The organism is uncultured Algibacter sp., assembly GCF_947490405.1.
In the GTDB taxonomy this organism is placed as follows: Bacteria; Bacteroidota; Bacteroidia; order Flavobacteriales; family Flavobacteriaceae; genus Algibacter_B.
Genome location: NZ_CANLGU010000006.1, coordinates 173,474 through 189,975 on the forward strand (window position 1 = coordinate 173,474; position 16,502 = coordinate 189,975).

Annotated in this window: 18 protein-coding genes; 9 read left to right on the forward strand and 9 right to left on the reverse strand. The window is 28.4% G+C overall.

The window, feature by feature from the left end; genetic code table 11:
- Positions 1-85 precede the first annotated feature (85 nt).
- Positions 86-850 carry an MBL fold metallo-hydrolase gene (locus tag Q0772_RS13490; protein ID WP_298345874.1) on the forward strand — a complete coding sequence of 255 codons (765 nt, stop codon included), beginning with the start codon at positions 86-88 and terminating at the stop codon, positions 848-850.
- 11 nt (positions 851-861) lie between these two features.
- Positions 862-1,362 carry a hydrolase gene (locus tag Q0772_RS13495; RefSeq protein ID WP_298345877.1) on the forward strand — a complete coding sequence of 167 codons (501 nt, stop codon included), beginning with the start codon at positions 862-864 and terminating at the stop codon, positions 1,360-1,362.
- Here the strand turns inward: Q0772_RS13495 and Q0772_RS13500 are convergent.
- Positions 1,359-1,742 (reverse strand): hypothetical protein, encoded by a 384-nt coding sequence (locus Q0772_RS13500; RefSeq protein ID WP_298345879.1) that lies wholly within the window; start codon positions 1,740-1,742, stop codon positions 1,359-1,361. The two genes, Q0772_RS13495 and Q0772_RS13500, sit on opposite strands and share 4 nt — an antisense overlap.
- A 38-nt stretch (positions 1,743-1,780) precedes the next feature.
- On the reverse strand, positions 1,781-2,152 hold the full coding sequence (locus Q0772_RS13505; protein WP_298345882.1) for a helix-turn-helix transcriptional regulator: 372 nt from the start codon (positions 2,150-2,152) through the stop codon (positions 1,781-1,783).
- 291 nt (positions 2,153-2,443) lie between these two features.
- Here Q0772_RS13505 and Q0772_RS13510 point away from each other — a divergent pair, with 291 nt between their 5' ends.
- The 7 genes from Q0772_RS13510 (at position 2,444) to Q0772_RS13540 (ending at position 9,606) form a co-directional block, all read left to right on the forward strand.
- Positions 2,444-3,589, forward strand: coding sequence for a M14 family zinc carboxypeptidase (locus Q0772_RS13510; protein ID WP_298345885.1), 1,146 nt, complete (start codon positions 2,444-2,446; stop codon positions 3,587-3,589).
- Positions 3,590-3,659: 70 nt separating this feature from the next.
- Positions 3,660-4,139: a winged helix-turn-helix transcriptional regulator gene (locus Q0772_RS13515; RefSeq protein ID WP_298345889.1), complete on the forward strand. Its 480-nt coding sequence runs from the start codon at positions 3,660-3,662 to the stop codon at positions 4,137-4,139.
- Between the two features lie 194 nt (positions 4,140-4,333).
- Entirely contained in the window at positions 4,334-5,767 is a 1,434-nt protein-coding gene (locus Q0772_RS13520) for an MBOAT family O-acyltransferase (RefSeq protein WP_298345892.1), read from the forward strand.
- Between the two features lie 3 nt (positions 5,768-5,770).
- Positions 5,771-6,682, forward strand: a complete 912-nt coding sequence (locus tag Q0772_RS13525; RefSeq protein ID WP_298345895.1) for a hypothetical protein — start codon at positions 5,771-5,773, stop codon at positions 6,680-6,682.
- 70 nt (positions 6,683-6,752) lie between these two features.
- Positions 6,753-7,850 carry a hypothetical protein gene (locus Q0772_RS13530; protein WP_298345896.1) on the forward strand — a complete coding sequence of 366 codons (1,098 nt, stop codon included), beginning with the start codon at positions 6,753-6,755 and terminating at the stop codon, positions 7,848-7,850.
- A gap of 4 nt (positions 7,851-7,854) precedes the next feature.
- On the forward strand, positions 7,855-9,357 hold the full coding sequence (locus tag Q0772_RS13535) for an AMP-binding protein (protein WP_298345899.1): 1,503 nt from the start codon (positions 7,855-7,857) through the stop codon (positions 9,355-9,357).
- Between the two features lie 3 nt (positions 9,358-9,360).
- Positions 9,361-9,606: an acyl carrier protein gene (locus tag Q0772_RS13540; protein WP_298345902.1), complete on the forward strand. Its 246-nt coding sequence runs from the start codon at positions 9,361-9,363 to the stop codon at positions 9,604-9,606.
- Between the two features lie 51 nt (positions 9,607-9,657).
- On the opposite strand, the gene Q0772_RS13545 is transcribed toward Q0772_RS13540, so the two are convergent.
- The 7 genes from Q0772_RS13545 to Q0772_RS13575 all read right to left on the reverse strand — a co-directional run bounded on the left by Q0772_RS13545 (position 9,658) and on the right by Q0772_RS13575 (position 16,470).
- A complete protein-coding gene (locus Q0772_RS13545; RefSeq protein WP_298345903.1) occupies positions 9,658-10,440 on the reverse strand; it encodes a formyl transferase in 783 nt (260 codons plus the stop codon).
- A 12-nt stretch (positions 10,441-10,452) separates the two neighbouring features.
- Positions 10,453-11,694: a GNAT family N-acetyltransferase gene (locus Q0772_RS13550; RefSeq protein ID WP_298345905.1), complete on the reverse strand. Its 1,242-nt coding sequence runs from the start codon at positions 11,692-11,694 to the stop codon at positions 10,453-10,455.
- 22 nt (positions 11,695-11,716) lie between these two features.
- The gene (locus Q0772_RS13555) at positions 11,717-12,442 is read right to left on the reverse strand and encodes a class I SAM-dependent methyltransferase (protein WP_298345909.1); all 726 of its coding nucleotides are present in this window, start codon (positions 12,440-12,442) and stop codon (positions 11,717-11,719) included.
- A 44-nt stretch (positions 12,443-12,486) separates the two neighbouring features.
- Positions 12,487-13,515 carry a peptidoglycan bridge formation glycyltransferase FemA/FemB family protein gene (locus Q0772_RS13560; RefSeq protein WP_298345911.1) on the reverse strand — a complete coding sequence of 343 codons (1,029 nt, stop codon included), beginning with the start codon at positions 13,513-13,515 and terminating at the stop codon, positions 12,487-12,489.
- 63 nt (positions 13,516-13,578) lie between these two features.
- Entirely contained in the window at positions 13,579-14,598 is a 1,020-nt protein-coding gene (locus Q0772_RS13565; RefSeq protein WP_298345914.1) for an ATP-grasp domain-containing protein, read from the reverse strand.
- Between the two features lie 9 nt (positions 14,599-14,607).
- The gene (locus tag Q0772_RS13570; protein WP_298345916.1) at positions 14,608-15,855 is read right to left on the reverse strand and encodes a hypothetical protein; all 1,248 of its coding nucleotides are present in this window, start codon (positions 15,853-15,855) and stop codon (positions 14,608-14,610) included.
- Complete coding sequence (locus Q0772_RS13575; protein WP_298345918.1) at positions 15,856-16,470, reverse strand: sugar transferase; 615 nt, start codon at positions 16,468-16,470, stop codon at positions 15,856-15,858.
- Positions 16,471-16,502: the final 32 nt, after the last annotated feature.

Sequence of the window (16,502 nt, forward strand, 5' to 3'; positions counted from 1 at the left end):
ATAGGTTACGTCTTGTTTTACAAAGGTACCAAATATGTATAGCAAACAAAAAAATAAACTTATTTTTGTGCAAAACCAAAAGCTTTTGAAAATTACTTTTTTAGGAACTGGTACATCTCAAGGTATTCCCGTAATTGGGAGTGATCATCCCGTTTGTCTAAGTAAAGATTCAAGAGACAAACGTTTGCGAGTCTCTATTTTGGTTGAGTGGAGCGATTATACTTATGTTGTAGATTGTGGTCCAGATTTTCGTTATCAAATGCTAAGAGCAGGTGTAAAACGAATAGATGGCATTTTGTTTACTCACGAGCACTCGGACCATATTGTTGGATTTGATGATATTAGACCTTTTTATTTTCGACAAGGCGATATTCCTGTTTATGCTCATAAACGTGTTGTAAAATCTTTAAAAAAACGATTTGAATATGTTTTTGCTAAGAAAAATAGATATCCAGGAGCACCAGAGGTAAAGACGCATAGAATAAAAAAGAATGTGCCATTTAAATTGAAAGATTTGAGTGTTATTCCTATAAATGGTAAACATGCTAACCTTCAAGTTTTTGGTTTTAGGTTTAAAGAATTTGCCTATTTAACAGATATGAAAACAGTTTCTAACAAAGAAATTGAAAAAATAAAACACGTAAAGGTTTTAGTTATAAATGCTTTACGAATAAAACCACATCAATCGCATTTTAATTTAGAGGAAGCTTTAGATTTTATTGAAAAAGTAAAACCTAAAAAAGCTTATTTAACACACATTAGCCATATGTTGGGGTTTCATGAAGATGTTGAGAAATCATTACCAGAAAATGTCTTTTTGGCTTACGATCAACTTCAAATAACAGTTTAAAATTTAAAAAAATGAAACAAAGAATTTTCATGTATTTATTTGTGTTTGCAGCATTACTTGTATTGTTTCAGTACGTAAACTCTAAGCGTATTTTTGAAGATGTTGATAAAAAACTAGACATAGCCAACACTCAGCTTCAAAAATATAAAGATTCTGTTGCTGTGCTACAAAATGATTTTTTGGAAGTATCACACTTTAATCTAGACAGAAATGAAGATGCAATTAGTTATTTTGAAAATGACGGTTATAATATTGATGAGTTAATTCCTTTTATAAAAGATGAGTTGTATAAGTTAAATGTTGTTAAGGGCGAGCATCCAATAATCCCTTATGCTTCAAGCGAAGGAAGAAAAATGTTAATCAATACAGTAAAAATGTTGAATCATAAGTGGATTATAGCTGATTTTTCGGATGGTGAATTTTGGGGAGAAATCTTCTTAACCTATGAAATCACCCAAGATAAACAGTTGCGATTTACTCTTGCAGAGTCGTTTTTATATCCTTTAAATTAATCAACTTTTATGGCTAATCCTTTTTCTTTTCTTTTGGTTTCGCCTTCGTTAAAAGATGCTTTAGAGTACTCGAATGTATAGGAGCTATCAGTAGTGGTTAATATTTTCATGTGAATAGGATCCTTTTCTGAAATTGATTTAGGGTTGATTTTATATAATACAAATTCACAATCGTTTATCCATTTTACCTCAGAGCTATCTGTCTTTCCATCATAGAAATTGATGCTATGCTTGTTGGTTCGTTTAAATGTGCCAGTTTTGGGAATGTTATTAACTACATAATCAAAACGAAATGTTCCAGTTTTGTAGTCTTTACAGTTTCTATCTATGTTATAACAGCTAAAAAAACCTAAAAAGAGAATGAGAATTAAAAAACGCATAAATTGTAGTTTAAAAGCAAAATTACTAAAGTCTACAATCAATTTTCAAAATTTTTAAAACTTCCGTCTGAATAAAAAATAACAATGCGTTCAATCTCTTTATTGTTATTGTTATCTGAAAGTAATTTGTTTTCATCTAAAGCGGCTTTTAAGTTTGTTTGTTCGATTTCCTTAATTTCTTGTTTTGACGGAAAAACGCCCTTGCCATTAAAAAGCCAATATAAATCTACTTCAGGGTAGGCAGAAAGTATTTTTAAAATAAAATCTAAACTAGGCTTGTTTCTTCCTGATAAAATATGTGAAATACTGGAACGCTGTACACCGATTTTTTCAGCAAAAGAAGATGCTGATTCATTGTAATAATCAATGATTTTTTGCAGTCTTTTTATAAAATCCTCAGTGTTTATCAATGTAAATTTGGTTTAATATCTTTTGTGATTACAAATGTAACAATATAACCCTTAAAACCATTTTTTATTGTGTTAAACAATTTCATTTAAATAAATGATTACTTTATATTTTGTGTTTTAATTCATTGATTTTAATATGTTTAATTGATAAAAATAAACACAAATTGATTTTCTATAATAACACAACATCTGCTAACATACATTTGTATATAATTGTAAACATTTACTTGTGATTACTCGTTTACATATGTAAATTACTAAATGTTTACATTTGTACACAAATAAAATTACATGCAATCAGAGAGAATAAATAAATTGTTTTTTGAGCATAAAGAAAATAGCTTGTCGCACCGTTATATTACTAATAAACACATAGAGCCTTTATTAGAAAATTTACCGCAGTCTTTTCATGTTGAAACAATAGGCAGATCTGTTTTAAATAACCCTATTCATGGAATAAAAATTGGTCATGGTGCTAAAAAAATTCTCATGTGGTCTCAAATGCACGGAAATGAGTCCACTACTACAAAAGCACTATTTGATCTTTTTAATACGTTTTTAAATTTAGATTCTGGACTTCAACACGTTTTAGAAGCTTGTACATTATATGTTATTCCTATTTTAAATCCAGATGGCGCTGAAGTTTACACGAGAATAAATGCGAATGAGGTAGATTTAAATAGAGACGCTCAAAAATTATCTCAGCCTGAGAGCAAAGTATTGCGTAAAATTTTTGAATCCTTTAAGCCTAACTTTTGCTATAATTTACACGGACAGCGTACTATATTTAGTGCCGGAAAAGGAAATAAATCTGCCACAGTATCATTTTTAGCACCTGCCCAGGACATAGATTGTACAATAACGCCAAATCGAAAAGTGGCCATGGAAATTATTGGTGTAATGCACAGGGCTTTACAAGATACAATTCCAAATCAAGTAGGTGTTTATGATGATGCTTTTAACCTTAATTGTGTGGGTGATACGTTTCAGAGGGAAAATGTGCCCACAATACTCTTTGAAGCTGGACACTATGAAAATGACTATGCTAGAGATATAACAAGAAAGTTTATTTACATGTCATATATAGTATCATTGGAGTATATTTCTAAAAACGAAATTAATGGAAGCAACTATAAATCCTATTTAAGCATTCCAGAGAATGATAAATCCTTTTTGGATGTCATTATTAGAAATGCTAAAGTAAATGGTGAATTAGTTGATATAGGAATTCAGTATCAGGAGCGTTTAAAGGAGGGTAAACTAGAATTTATGCCAAAAATTGAAAAGATTGAAAAGCTTAATCAATTTTTTGGACATAAAGAGATTGATGCTAATCGATCTGAAGTATTGACTGCTTCTGGAGATTTGTTGCAATTAGGTTACGAAAACGTTTTCGTAATATTAAATAATGAAAAATTATTGCTTTTATCGAAATAAAAGCTATCGATATTGACTTATTTTTAATGAAAATGTATTAATTTTACTCCATATTTAAGAATAATTAATTATGGGAAAAATTAAATTAGACGAAATTGATCATCAAATTCTTGACATGTTAATCGATAACACAAGAATTCCTTTCACTGATATCGCAAAGAAGTTATTAATATCGGCAGGTACAGTTCATGTTCGTGTAAAAAAAATGGAGGAAGCAGGTATTATCAAAGGGTCCTCTTTGATGTTAGATTATAAAAAACTAGGATATTCTTTTATTGCTTATGTTGGCGTATATCTAAACAATACCTCTCAAACAAAATTTGTTTTAGAACGCATTAATGAAATACCTTATGTTACTGTAGCGCACATAACTACGGGTAAGTTTAATATTTTCTGTAAAATTAGAGCAAGAAGCACTGAACACGCTAAACAGGTTATCTTTTTATTAGACGATATTGAAGGCGTTTATAGAACAGAAACGATGATTTCTTTAGAAGAAAGTATCAATGATAAAAAACGTTTGATGCATTCTATATTCAATGATTTATAAAGCACTGATAATGCAGCTATTACATAGAAAAGCTCCTTTAAAGGGAGCTTTTTTGTTTGTTTTATTTTAAAACATGTGTATCAAGGCAATTATTGTGTAATTCATAGAAAAATTTTGATTTACTACATTTGTTAAGAGATATTTGCTCAATTATATTTAAAACTTAAATAATAACCTACTTATAAATACTTTATATGTTATTTAATTCTATTGAGTTTTTTGTTTTTCTACCAATAGTTTTTGTGCTTTATTGGTTTGTTACTGCAAAATACTTAAAAGCCCAAAATTTACTAATTGCAATTGCTAGTTATGTGTTTTATGGATGGTGGGATTGGAGATTCTTATCCCTCATAGCATTTAGTTCAATTATTGATTATACCATTGGGCTTCTATTACAAAGAACAGAAGTAAAATCTAAACGTAAAGCATTACTATGGATTAGTATATGTGTAAATTTAGGTTTTCTTGGATTCTTTAAATATTATAATTTTTTCATTCAAAGTTTAGTTGATTCTTTCACACTTTTAGGACAACCTTTATCTATCAACTCACTTAATATAATACTTCCCGTAGGAATTAGTTTTTATACATTTCAAACATTAAGTTATACAATTGATGTTTATAACAAGAAGTTAGAGCCCACTAAAGATTTTATAGCTTTTTCGGCATTTGTTAGTTTCTTTCCTCAACTTGTAGCTGGCCCTATTGAAAGAGCAACTAATCTTTTACCGCAGTTTTATTCTAAAAGAGTATTTAAATATGATTTAGCAATTAACGGTATGCGACAAGTATTGTGGGGATTATTCAAAAAAGTTGTAATAGCTGACAATTGCGCCAAGTATGCTAATATAATTTTTAATAATTATGAAGATTATTCTGGAAGTACATTAGTTCTAGGAGCGTTTTTCTTTGCGTTTCAAATTTATGGAGATTTTTCAGGTTATTCAGATATAGCCATAGGTGTTTCCAGATTATTTGGCTTTGATTTAAAGCGAAATTTTGCATTTCCATACTTTTCAAGGGATATTGCTGAGTTTTGGAGAAGATGGCATATATCATTATCCACATGGTTTCGTGATTATCTTTATATTCCATTAGGAGGAAGTAGAGGAGGAATCAAGATGAAACTAAGAAATACGTTTATTATTTTTATAGTAAGTGGATTTTGGCACGGAGCTAACTGGACCTTTATAGTTTGGGGAGCATTAAATGCTATTTATTTTTTACCCTTACTTCTTACAAATAAGAATAGAGTAAATACTAATATTGTTGCTGAAGGCAAATATCTACCTAGTTTTAAAGAAATAAGGCAAATGGCAATAACATTTTTTATTACCCTTATTGCTTGGGTGTTTTTTAGAGCAGATTCGGTTACTCATGCATTTCTATACTTAAAAGGAATATTTTCTAGTTCTTTATTCAGTTATTTTGAGATATTCCCAGTCACAATTTTATCATTGCTGCTATTTTTTATAATTATCGAATGGTTAGGTAGAAACTCAGAGTTTGCAATTGAAAATGTGGATTTTATGAATAAGCCAATAAGATGGGGATTTTATGTAGGTCTGATAGTGCTTATGTTTGCTTATACTGGAGAACAACAAGAATTTATTTATTTCCAATTTTAGAATATGCTTAAATTTATTAGAAATATAGTTTTATTTATAATTGCAGCAATGATTGCAGGTGAAGTTGTTGTTAGAATAACCCACGCCGTATCAGACGTGCCTCAAAGAATAATTGATGGTGATGGAATTCAGAAGTATTATCCAAACCAAACTGGGTACTCATTAAATGGAGAGCATACGTGGCTAATAAACGAACTTGGTTGGCCAGGGGAGTTGCCTAAAAGCTATGATAATCTAGTGTTAATTATAGGAGATTCTTTTGTAGAGAATTTTATGAATCCAAATGAGTGTCATCAAGCACCTCTTCTAGAAGATAGAGTTAATGAGTATAGTTTTTTGGAAACAGCTAGATCTGGGGTTTCTTTTATTGAAGCTTTTGAAATTGCAAAACAAATGGATACACTAAACCCAGTTAAAAGTCTCTTATATATAAATGATAGTGATTTTTACGAAAGCGTAAAAGAAATAAGTGAAAAGCAAGATATTACTCAATTAGACATATCTAAGAGTAGAGTGATTCATGGAAAAATGAAATCTCCAGGGATTAAAAAAGTCTTATACAATTGGAAACTTATGTACTATTTTTATAATAGATTTCCATTGAATTTTGAAAGTAAAAAACCACCAAAAAAGTACGTGCCTAAAGAGAGAACATTAAAACATGCTAATGAAGTAGACGGTTTGTTAAATTATATAAAAACTAAGTATCGCATAACTGATAAAATACTAGTTTTTCACCCTTATTCAAGTAAAAAACTTATTACCAAATGCGAAGAAGTTGGTTTTAAAGTTATTTCATTAGACTCGAGTAATGATAGTAACTCTTGGACGTTCGATTTTGATCATCATTGGACTTGCTATGGACATGAACAGGTTGCAAATCAAGTCGCAAGAAGTTTAAAAAGTTCACATTAAAATAGTAACAATACATAAACGATAATACTTTTTGATTACAACCCCTTAATCATCTTCTTATAAAACCTAAATGAATAACTTAGAAGTCATTACAATAACAAAGCATAAATTAGAAGATGCCATTCTAAATAATACATTTTGGAATGGTAAAATGGATGCCCCGTTTTCAAAGAATAAGGCAAAATGGATGCTTAAAAATGATCGTGCAAATGCTGATGATACATTGGCTGTGTTTGCTTATGATGGAAAAAAAATTATTGCTCTAGTGTATCTTGTGCCTGATTTGATAACAACAAATAATAATCTAACAAAAAAAGTATTTTGGAGCCAAAGGTGGTGGGTAGCTGATAAATATAAAGACACTGTACTTTCTACCTACATAAAAAAATTATCCCTCAATGCTAGTAAAAATAATGTATTAGTGAAATTTTTAGGAGATAACACTAAGGCTTATTATAAAAAACAACCTTTTACAGAATTTTCGAAACGAAAAAGGTATATTATTATTTTTAGTTTAGATTATGAGCTTTTAATATATAAAAAAGAGAGCTTGAAAAAAGCAGCATCGTTAATAAAACTTGCTGATAGATTTTCTAGAAAAATTATTGCAAAGCTTAACAGAAGTAAAACAAAAATAAATAAAAGTTTAATAAACTATAAAAGTGTTTCGCATTTAAATGATGAACTATGGGATTTTTTGAATAAACACTGTGTAAATGATATTGTGCCAAAAGATAAAGCATACATTAATTGGCAAATAGACAATAATCAATATCATGTTATAAATAATAAAGAGGATAAACTTGGTTATAAATGTTTACTAGGCTCTATTTCCGATAAAATGTATAACTCTAACCTTGTAGTTAAAAATAATGACGAAATAATTGGTTTTATTTCTGGTTTTATATCTAATAATAGATTTATAGTGCGATATTTTATTTCTGATAAAAACTTCTATAGTGAATGTGCAAAGGTTTTAATAAGAGCTGTAATTGATACTGAATGCACAATACTTCAAACTGAAAACACAGTATTAGGCGAGTATGTTATGAGCAATTTCCATAAGGTTTATGCTGACGTTAAACCTTTAGTATCACTTATTCATAATGATATTGATGTAGACATGAATAATGCAATGATGACAGACCAAGACGGTAACTTTTTCTAAATTAATGATGAATTTAATTTATAGCCTACATAAATCTTTTGAGCTTAATGCAAAAAGAAATGCATTTTGTATAGATGATAAATTTTACTCATATCAAGACTTATTAGATTCTGTTATTAAAGTACGTAAAATTATTACCAGCAATATAGATGTTATTGATAACAACATAGGATTGGTTATAAATGACGATTTAGAAACTTACGCTACTATTTTTGGATTATGGATGGAAGGGAAGGCATATGTTCCAGTAAATCCAATTGCTCCTAAGACAAGGAATCTAGAAATTTTAAATGCCATTAACATAAAACATATTTTTGATTCATCAAGTAAAGTTGAGTACTCGGACTTTAAAACACATAATGTAAGTGAAGCAAATACAAATAATAGCACATTTGAATCAATTAAATTTAATGAATCTAATTTAGCTTATGTTTTATTTACAAGTGGGAGTACAGGAGCTCCTAAAGGCATCCCTATTAGTTTTAAAAACTTAAACGCGTTGGCTACTGCACTTGATAGAGATGAAGAGTATAAATTAAAAGCAGCAGACAGATGTTTACAAATGTATGACTTAACATTTGATGCTTCGCTTACGGCCCTATTACCAGCACTATTAGTTGGAGCTTGTTCATATACCGTGCCTTCAAACGTTATAAAATATTTTCATGTTTATAAACTTTTAGAAAAACATAAGTTAACTGTTTTAAAGATGGTGCCTTCAATAATTTACTACCTAAGACCTTATTTCTCAGAAATTAACGCACCATCAGTTCGTTATTCAATTTTTGGAGGCGAAAAGCTCTATGAGGATATTGTAAATGATTGGGTTAAATGTGTGCCTAATAGTAAAGTGCTAAATCATTATGGGCCAACAGAATTTACAGTTTGCAGTAATTATTATAAATACAAATCAAATAAAAAAAATAAATCTCATAACGGCGTTCTTTCTATCGGGAAGCCTTTTAAAGGCGTAGATTGTTTAATTTTAGATGAAGAAGAGGATATAGCCTCTAACAACCAAGTGGGAGAGTTGTGTTTGTCTGGAAATCAATTAACAAGTGGGTATTACAAAAATGAATCATTGAACCTCACTTCGTTTTTTACACATAAAACAGCCAATGGAATATCTAAAAGGTTTTACAAAACTGGAGATTTATGTTTTATGGATGATGATGGTGATTATATGTATGTTGGTAGAAAAGATTTCCAAGTTAAGATAGGAGGATATAGAGTTGAGTTAGGTGAAATTGAGTATCATGTTAGAAACCATGAATCTACAAAGTCAAAAAACACTTTAGTCATTGATGTTAAAAACACTAGTGATAATGATGAACTTGTAATCGTTGTTGAAAGTATCCAATTTGATACTAAAGCGTTATTAGAATATTTGAACACAAAACTTGCTGATTATATGGTTCCTAAGAAAGTGTTTTTTATTGACAATTTCCCTCACAATAAAAATGGAAAGATTGATAGAAAAGCGCTAAGAAATATTATAAAAAATTAAAAGATGAATTCAGAAGAAATTATAATTACTATAAGAAAATCGTTTGTTAAGATTTTAGAGCACGATAATTTTGAGTTAAATGAATCTACAACAGCAAAAGATGTTGATGGATGGGAGTCTATAACTCATTTATTGATAATGAACGATATTGAAAAATCCTTCGATATTAAATTCAAATTAATGGATTTAATGTCTATGGAGAACATAGGGGATTTAATTAAGACAATTAAAAAAGAAATTCAAGCTTAATTACAGGTTGTTTATATTCTTTATTAATGAGATAATATCCAATTAATTATATTATTTAATACCTCTAAACCATCTGTTATACAAATAAAACCATAAGGTAGGGTGATAGTAAGGGGTATTGTTGATTTGTTCCTGTGTATTGGGTTTAGAAATTAATCTATCCGATTGTAATTCCTTTAATGACTTTTTTAGTAGAGGTAGAGCTTTAGCTAATTGCAAATAAGTATAAGTCATAAAATTATCCTTAGGTGTAATTATATCAGTTATAAGGTCTTGATAAAGAATATTACCCGTATCAATGCCTTCGTCAACAAAATGTACCGTAACACCACAATTTTCTTTATCCTTATTTATTAAAGACCAATATGCTCCATGCAAACCCCTATATTTTGGTGTAATTCCTGAATGAATATTAATGAATTTTGCGTTTACAGATTGCAAAGTCTTTTTTGATAAAATTCTGGTTGTAACAATTACTATGATATCAGGGTTTAAACTTTTAAGTAATTTTTTTCCCTCTTCAGAATTAATAGAACTTACTCGAGTAGTCTTGTTTAAATCATAATTAGACTGTTTGATATTATTTTCATCTAAAATATTTTGAAACCGTTTTTTTGAAGTTGCATTTATATAAGAAACTACAAAAATCCTAAATAACAACTGACCAACTACTTGTAGCAAACCTAGTCTCTTAATTCTACGTTTTAAGAGTTTAGATGTGCTTTCGCCATTATCAACAATGATATGCTGAATATCAAAGTTAGTCTTTAAATTTTGATATACCATTTTAGGATAATACCAATCACCAACTATCATTATAATTTTTTTATCCATTTAACTTATTAATTATTCTAAAATTTTTATCTGATGATTTAGTTTACCATTGGATAAAATATAAATGCCTTCTTTACTTTTAATCTTGTATGATTTGATTTCATTATAAGGTTGAACAACTAGATAAAGAAAGTCATAGACATGTTTTCTTAACAAAGAATTATCTTCAGTAAGGAGTATATCTACTTCGCTTAGTTTATCTAAACTTGGAAGGCAGTCAAGTTTAGTGATTTCGATTTTCTTTTTTAATTTCGATTGGTTTTTGTACTTTATTTTGTAAGTGAATTTATGGAATTTAATATCAATATTTTTATTACGTAAATACGCTTTTAATTTAAAAAAATTGTGATAACCATAGGCCTTTAATTTTGATAGGATTGATTTCTTATCAAATATAATATGGTATTCAAAATCATATTGCATAGAACTCATTCTTTTTTTATAGTCGAAATACCCTTTGGAAAAATCTAGAGTTTTTATATCATTATCAAAACACCAATCTAAGAGTTTCAAATTATTCACATAACCAATATTGAATTTTGAATAATCAATATCAAAAACAGTAATGGCATCAATTAAAGAGCTATCTGTGTGGTAATTATACGTTATAGCAATTGGTGTCTGGTCATCATAAACCACAAATAAAGAGGCTTTTTTTTCTTCAATCAAGGGGAGAGCAACTTCCTTGTAAAAACTCCACTCATCTGGTTGCATATTATTATAAGATATTTGCTTTTCTGAATATCGCTTTTGCAATAAAGTCATGAAATAATCAAACACTTTATTATACTCTTCTTTATCAATTTTCCCGTAGAGCATTTTGACGGATATGTTAAAACATTTATCAAGTCGCTTAGTAAATTTGCGCATTTTCATTCTAGTATTTTTACTGAATGTGTTTAACAAATAGTCATCAATAGTATTATATTGATTTAAATCAATTAAAAAACCAGGGTATTGAGTAGATTTTAATATGCCTAAATTTTTTGGAAAATCATTTATTTGAGTATTTAAATGTGGAAGAATATCATAAATCATAAAAACTTTATTTTTATAATCTTTATAGTTTTTTATTGTATAGCTATTACCCTTAGTTAAATTTCTGCCTATATTAAAAAAAATGGAGAATCTTCCTTTGTAAAAATTTAATCCTTCTAAAAACTTAAAGCTTTCAATTTTTTTGTTTTTGATAAAATGCTTTTTCCATACTTTTTGAAAAGTATTGGTAGAGAATGGTGTACTTTTAGTTTCCATCAAATTCATAAATATTAAAAACTTATCTTTTTTTGCATACAACATGAATATGACCGACTTTGTCCAAATCACTCATTTTACTCTTTATTTCAATAACTGAAAAATTACTTTTTTCTAGAAGATCTCTAACGTGTTTTTCTTTGAACCACGAATTTTGAGGCTGATTTCTATTCAAAAATTTTCTATTAAATCTCCCACCAATATTTAGCCATGGCAGTTGATACTTACTAGTCTTTTCGTTTCTAAGTATTCTGAAAAAATTCACAAGAATACTTAGAAAAGGATTATAAATTTTAGAGTTCCAGTTTAAAAAAGAAAATAAATAAATACTATTCTCTTTTCCAATTCTATGCGCTTCACTAAATGCTTTTGGTAAATCTTCTTTATCTATGAAGCATAAAACTTGTTGTAGATATATTAAATAATCAAAATCTAAACTATTATAATATGATAAGTCGTTAACCTCTGCTACTTTAAAATTTACTCTAGATTTTAGTTGCTTTTTTTTTTCTTTACAAAAGTTGATCATATTATTTACATAATCAAAAGCATCTAATTTTTTAAAACCTAATTTTTCAATTTCAAAAATTAATCTACCGCCACCGGTACCAGCTTCAATGACTTTTCCATTTTTATTTAAGAGATATTTTTTTAAAAAATATTCTTCTAATGGTATTAAATTATATTTATCAACCCAAACCTTAAACAACTTGTTTGAATAAAGTTCTTTGTTTAAATTCTCATGCATAGGTTAAAGTTTAATCTATTTTGGGGTTATATTAAAAACAAACTTTAATATTCTTTGAGTCTATAAAGAGGGAAGTAACTAGAATTTTTATTTTTAATTTGCATTTTATCACATATTGTATTGTATGCGTTTTGGTTTACAATTAATTTCCAAAGATAAAAAGAATGAAAGTCTTTTGAAAAAGAAGACTTAAACCAAAATAGGGAATCATCATCGCTAGCTCCTAGGCCGCCGCCAAGGTTTAAAAATTTATAACCAGCATCAGTAGTTCTAATTCTCATTTCATCAATAAGGATTTTAGTAGGCATAAGGTTTAAAAACTCATTTTTAGTTCCTGATAGATGATATTGTACTATATTATTTACTTTAAAAAACATTGCACCTGCAATAATCTTTTTAGTTTCATTGTCTAATGCAAATAGTATCTCTGTTTCAAAATCTTTACTCTTATAAAGATTTATAAAATAGTCCTCTTCAAAATAATAAGATTCATGAGCATTTACTCGAATCATATTTTCATCATAAATTTTGATGAAATCGTAAATATCACTAGCTTTTTTAGTTTCTATAATACTACAATTTCTTCTAGCTTTGTTAACGTGATTCTTTAACCGCCTCTGATAATTTTGTCGTTGCTGTATTTTATCTAGTGTTAGGTCGATATTAACTACTTTACCTAACATAGACAAAGCACCAAGATTAGCTAAAATCTCTTTTTGATTTGCTATGTAAGGATTAAGTCTAGAAAAAACAGATATAATATTATTACTATTGAAATAATCAAGAAGTTCCTTTATGAAATTTTTATTATCAAAATTTTCGCTTACTCCTTTTGAAAGTGGGCCACAATATCCATAAACAGATGTAGCATCTTTATAGATAGTATTACTTATTTCTCTAATAACGAGAGGTAAACCAATGGTTATATCACCCTCAGTATATTTTATAAATATAATAGAGTCTTCTTCTTGTTTTGCTATTTTATGATAATCAAAGGTATGGTAAGTATCATATTCGTCAAAATCCAATAGAAAAGAGTCCCAATCATCTTTTTTTGCTATTATTTGAATCATTTAAAATGGACATTAAATCAATTCTATTTTTGCTATTAATTAGAATTATTGATTTATTAATATTTAGTTGTTTATTTTAATTAGTCTATCGCACTTAGAAAAGGTAATGTTTTCTTTATAATTATTAAAATGTTTTAAATCTTCGCTCTTATTGCCTTTTAACCATTCGATATAAATGGCCGCTAAATTTATTCCAGCTTCATGAGAAAAAGGGTATCCGCCACCAAACCTAGGATTAATTTCCAATAGATAAAGTTTGTCTCCTACTACAAATACATCACTATCTGCATTTCCAATATGCTTAAGACCTTCACTAATTTTTTTACCTAAAACTTCAAACCTTTCGTCAATAATAGATTTGGCTTTGTCAGTTTCTCCAGAACGCATCCCAAGTTTTTCTTTAGCAAAAACACCAAAAAAATCACCTTTAAAATCATTAACAATATCCATTCCATACTCTTTACCATTTAGTTTTTCTTGAATTAAAATATTGAAATCTTGGTCTTCTTGACTTATTTTATTTAAAATAGTTTTCTTAAGTTTTATTTTTTGAAGTTTATATGAAAGTTTTAATTCCTCAATTGATTCTGGGAAATCTATTCCAATAGAACCGCTTCCCCAACGAGGCTTCAAAACAAGAGGGAATTTTAAACTCCCATTTTCTATAGCCGCTATGGCTTCATCCAATCTTATAAAAGTATTAGGAGTATTTAATCCTAAACTTTTTATAAAATTATATGTTTTCCATTTATCGAAACCTATTGAAATAACGTCATCATTCGAAACTATTACTTTTGTTCCTGTTTTTTCAATTAAGTCTTTGTTTTTTGATAAAATAGGCAATTCTAAATCATTTAAGGAAATAATTGCATTTACTTTATGGTTTTTTACAACTTCAATTATTTCTGTAACATAATTTTCTGCATAGATACTAGGTAATTTTATAGCAATATCAGCATCTACCATTGCAGGCGCAAGCATTTGCTCATCAGCTGCTAATACTTTACCTTCCTTATTTAATGCTTCCTTAAAGTAATTAATAAGATAATTTCGTCTACCTGCACATGTAAATAGAATATTCATAGTAGTAATTTATGCGTTTAAATTATATTGTTGTAAAACATTTGATAAGTTTTGTTTATATCGAACAATACTTATTTCATTCTTTTCAATTGATACTATAGCAGGGATATAATTTATAAATTCTGGAGTTTTTACAACAGTATAAGCTCCAACATTTTCTATTGATATATAATCAGAAACACTTACTCCAGAAATTTCAACTTCAGAGAGTACAACATCTTTTTCCATACAAGTAGATCCAACTACATCAAATTTAAGGGATGTATTTTTAATACTTTTTGAAAATACTTTGAAAGGTAAGTTTAATCGATGCATGGTGGGTTTTACATTATAAATACCACCTTCTATGAGTAAAAAATTTTTTGATCTTATTTTTTTGATATCCATAACTTTTGCAAAGTAGGATAGGGCGTTAGAAACAACTGAGACACCTGGCTCTAATATAATATACGGCTTATTGTTTGCAAACCACTCATCATCATTGAAAACAGAAAAAATGGTGTCTGCATATTCTTCGAAAGCAGGGGTTTTTCTATTTAAAAGACCTTTTGGCATAGGGCCAAAAAAACCACCTCCAACATTAAAATAAGCAATATCATTTAAGTTATATTTATTTCTTACTCTACACAATGTTTTTGCTATGGAGCCGAAATTCTTCAAACTTCTGTCAGAAGATGATGTATGTCCATGTAAAGCATTAATAGTAACACCTAAACCTCTTATGATCTCTATGGCTTTTCCTAAATTTTCATCAGAATCTTCAAATCCAAATCTTCCATATTTTAAACCTTCTTGAATTGTTGAGTTACCATTTTCGTCAATTAAAGACATATTTATTCTTAACCCGACACTGATTTTAGCTTCTGCATTTCTAGTTACAATTTTTTTGAGTAGATTAACTTCGTGAAAAGAGTCTATATTAACTATTCCATTCCCCAGCAAAACCTTTTCTAAATCTTTTTCTTTTTTTAGCGGCCCGTTAAAAATGATTTTTTCAGGTTTATAACCAAGTTTAAACGCGAGATCTAACTCCATATCAGAAACAACTTCAGCATATACACCATTTTCTTTTGCTAATCTACATAACTTAGGAATATAATTAGTTTTGTATGAGTAACCAATAATTATTTTATCGTGAAATTTTAAGAAAGCATTTTTCAAATCGGTAATATTCTTCAAATAATTACTTTCATTCAAAATATAAAAGGAGTTTCCTACTTCCTTTGATATTTTATCTAATAATTTATAATCTAGCATTTATTTATTTTTTCTAATTTCATCTAAAGAAGGTTCAACATCAGTTGTATCAACAGAAACCTCCTTAGCTGTTATTACTTTTTTTATTGTTTTTATAATTATTGCAATATCACTTTTTAAAGAAATATTTTCAACATACTCTACATCAAAACCTAGTTTTGTATCCCAATCTATTTGATTTCTACCATTTACTTGCGCCAAACCAGTTATACCAGGTCTTACCGTATGCCTTAATTTTTCCTTTTCAGAATAGTACGGTAAATATTGTGGTAATAAGGGTCTTGGACCAATTAATGACATATCGCCTTTAACAACATTGATTAATTGCAAAATTTCATCTAGTGATGTTTTTCTTATAAACTTCCCAACAGGGGTTAAACGATGTGTATCGGACAAGAGAACTCCCTGAGCATCAGTTTTATCATTCATCGTTTTAAATTTAATTATTCTAAAAATTTTCTCATCCTTACCCGGTCTTTCTTGATAAAAGAAAGGCTTTCCATTATTATAGAATAACAGTGCTATTGTAATTATGATAATTACGGGAAATAGTATCAATAGAGCTATTAGAGCTAGCAAAAAATCTAATATTCTCTTAAGTACTTTCTTATACATTATTATAGTTAAATTTTACTAATTTTTTATTA

Coding starts and splice junctions, on each gene's coding strand:
- Q0772_RS13495 (WP_298345877.1), top strand. CDS start 862: ATGAAACAAAGAATTTTCATGTATTTATTTGTGTTTGCAGCATTACTT.
- Q0772_RS13500 (WP_298345879.1), bottom strand. CDS start 1,742: ATGCGTTTTTTAATTCTCATTCTCTTTTTAGGTTTTTTTAGCTGTTAT.
- Q0772_RS13510 (WP_298345885.1), top strand. CDS start 2,444: ATGCAATCAGAGAGAATAAATAAATTGTTTTTTGAGCATAAAGAAAAT.
- Q0772_RS13515 (WP_298345889.1), top strand. CDS start 3,660: ATGGGAAAAATTAAATTAGACGAAATTGATCATCAAATTCTTGACATG.
- Q0772_RS13520 (WP_298345892.1), top strand. CDS start 4,334: ATGTTATTTAATTCTATTGAGTTTTTTGTTTTTCTACCAATAGTTTTT.
- Q0772_RS13525 (WP_298345895.1), top strand. CDS start 5,771: ATGCTTAAATTTATTAGAAATATAGTTTTATTTATAATTGCAGCAATG.
- Q0772_RS13530 (WP_298345896.1), top strand. CDS start 6,753: ATGAATAACTTAGAAGTCATTACAATAACAAAGCATAAATTAGAAGAT.
- Q0772_RS13535 (WP_298345899.1), top strand. CDS start 7,855: ATGATGAATTTAATTTATAGCCTACATAAATCTTTTGAGCTTAATGCA.
- Q0772_RS13540 (WP_298345902.1), top strand. CDS start 9,361: ATGAATTCAGAAGAAATTATAATTACTATAAGAAAATCGTTTGTTAAG.
- Q0772_RS13545 (WP_298345903.1), bottom strand. CDS start 10,440: ATGGATAAAAAAATTATAATGATAGTTGGTGATTGGTATTATCCTAAA.
- Q0772_RS13550 (WP_298345905.1), bottom strand. CDS start 11,694: ATGGAAACTAAAAGTACACCATTCTCTACCAATACTTTTCAAAAAGTA.
- Q0772_RS13555 (WP_298345909.1), bottom strand. CDS start 12,442: ATGCATGAGAATTTAAACAAAGAACTTTATTCAAACAAGTTGTTTAAG.
- Q0772_RS13560 (WP_298345911.1), bottom strand. CDS start 13,515: ATGATTCAAATAATAGCAAAAAAAGATGATTGGGACTCTTTTCTATTG.
- Q0772_RS13565 (WP_298345914.1), bottom strand. CDS start 14,598: ATGAATATTCTATTTACATGTGCAGGTAGACGAAATTATCTTATTAAT.
- Q0772_RS13570 (WP_298345916.1), bottom strand. CDS start 15,855: ATGCTAGATTATAAATTATTAGATAAAATATCAAAGGAAGTAGGAAAC.
- Q0772_RS13575 (WP_298345918.1), bottom strand. CDS start 16,470: ATGTATAAGAAAGTACTTAAGAGAATATTAGATTTTTTGCTAGCTCTA.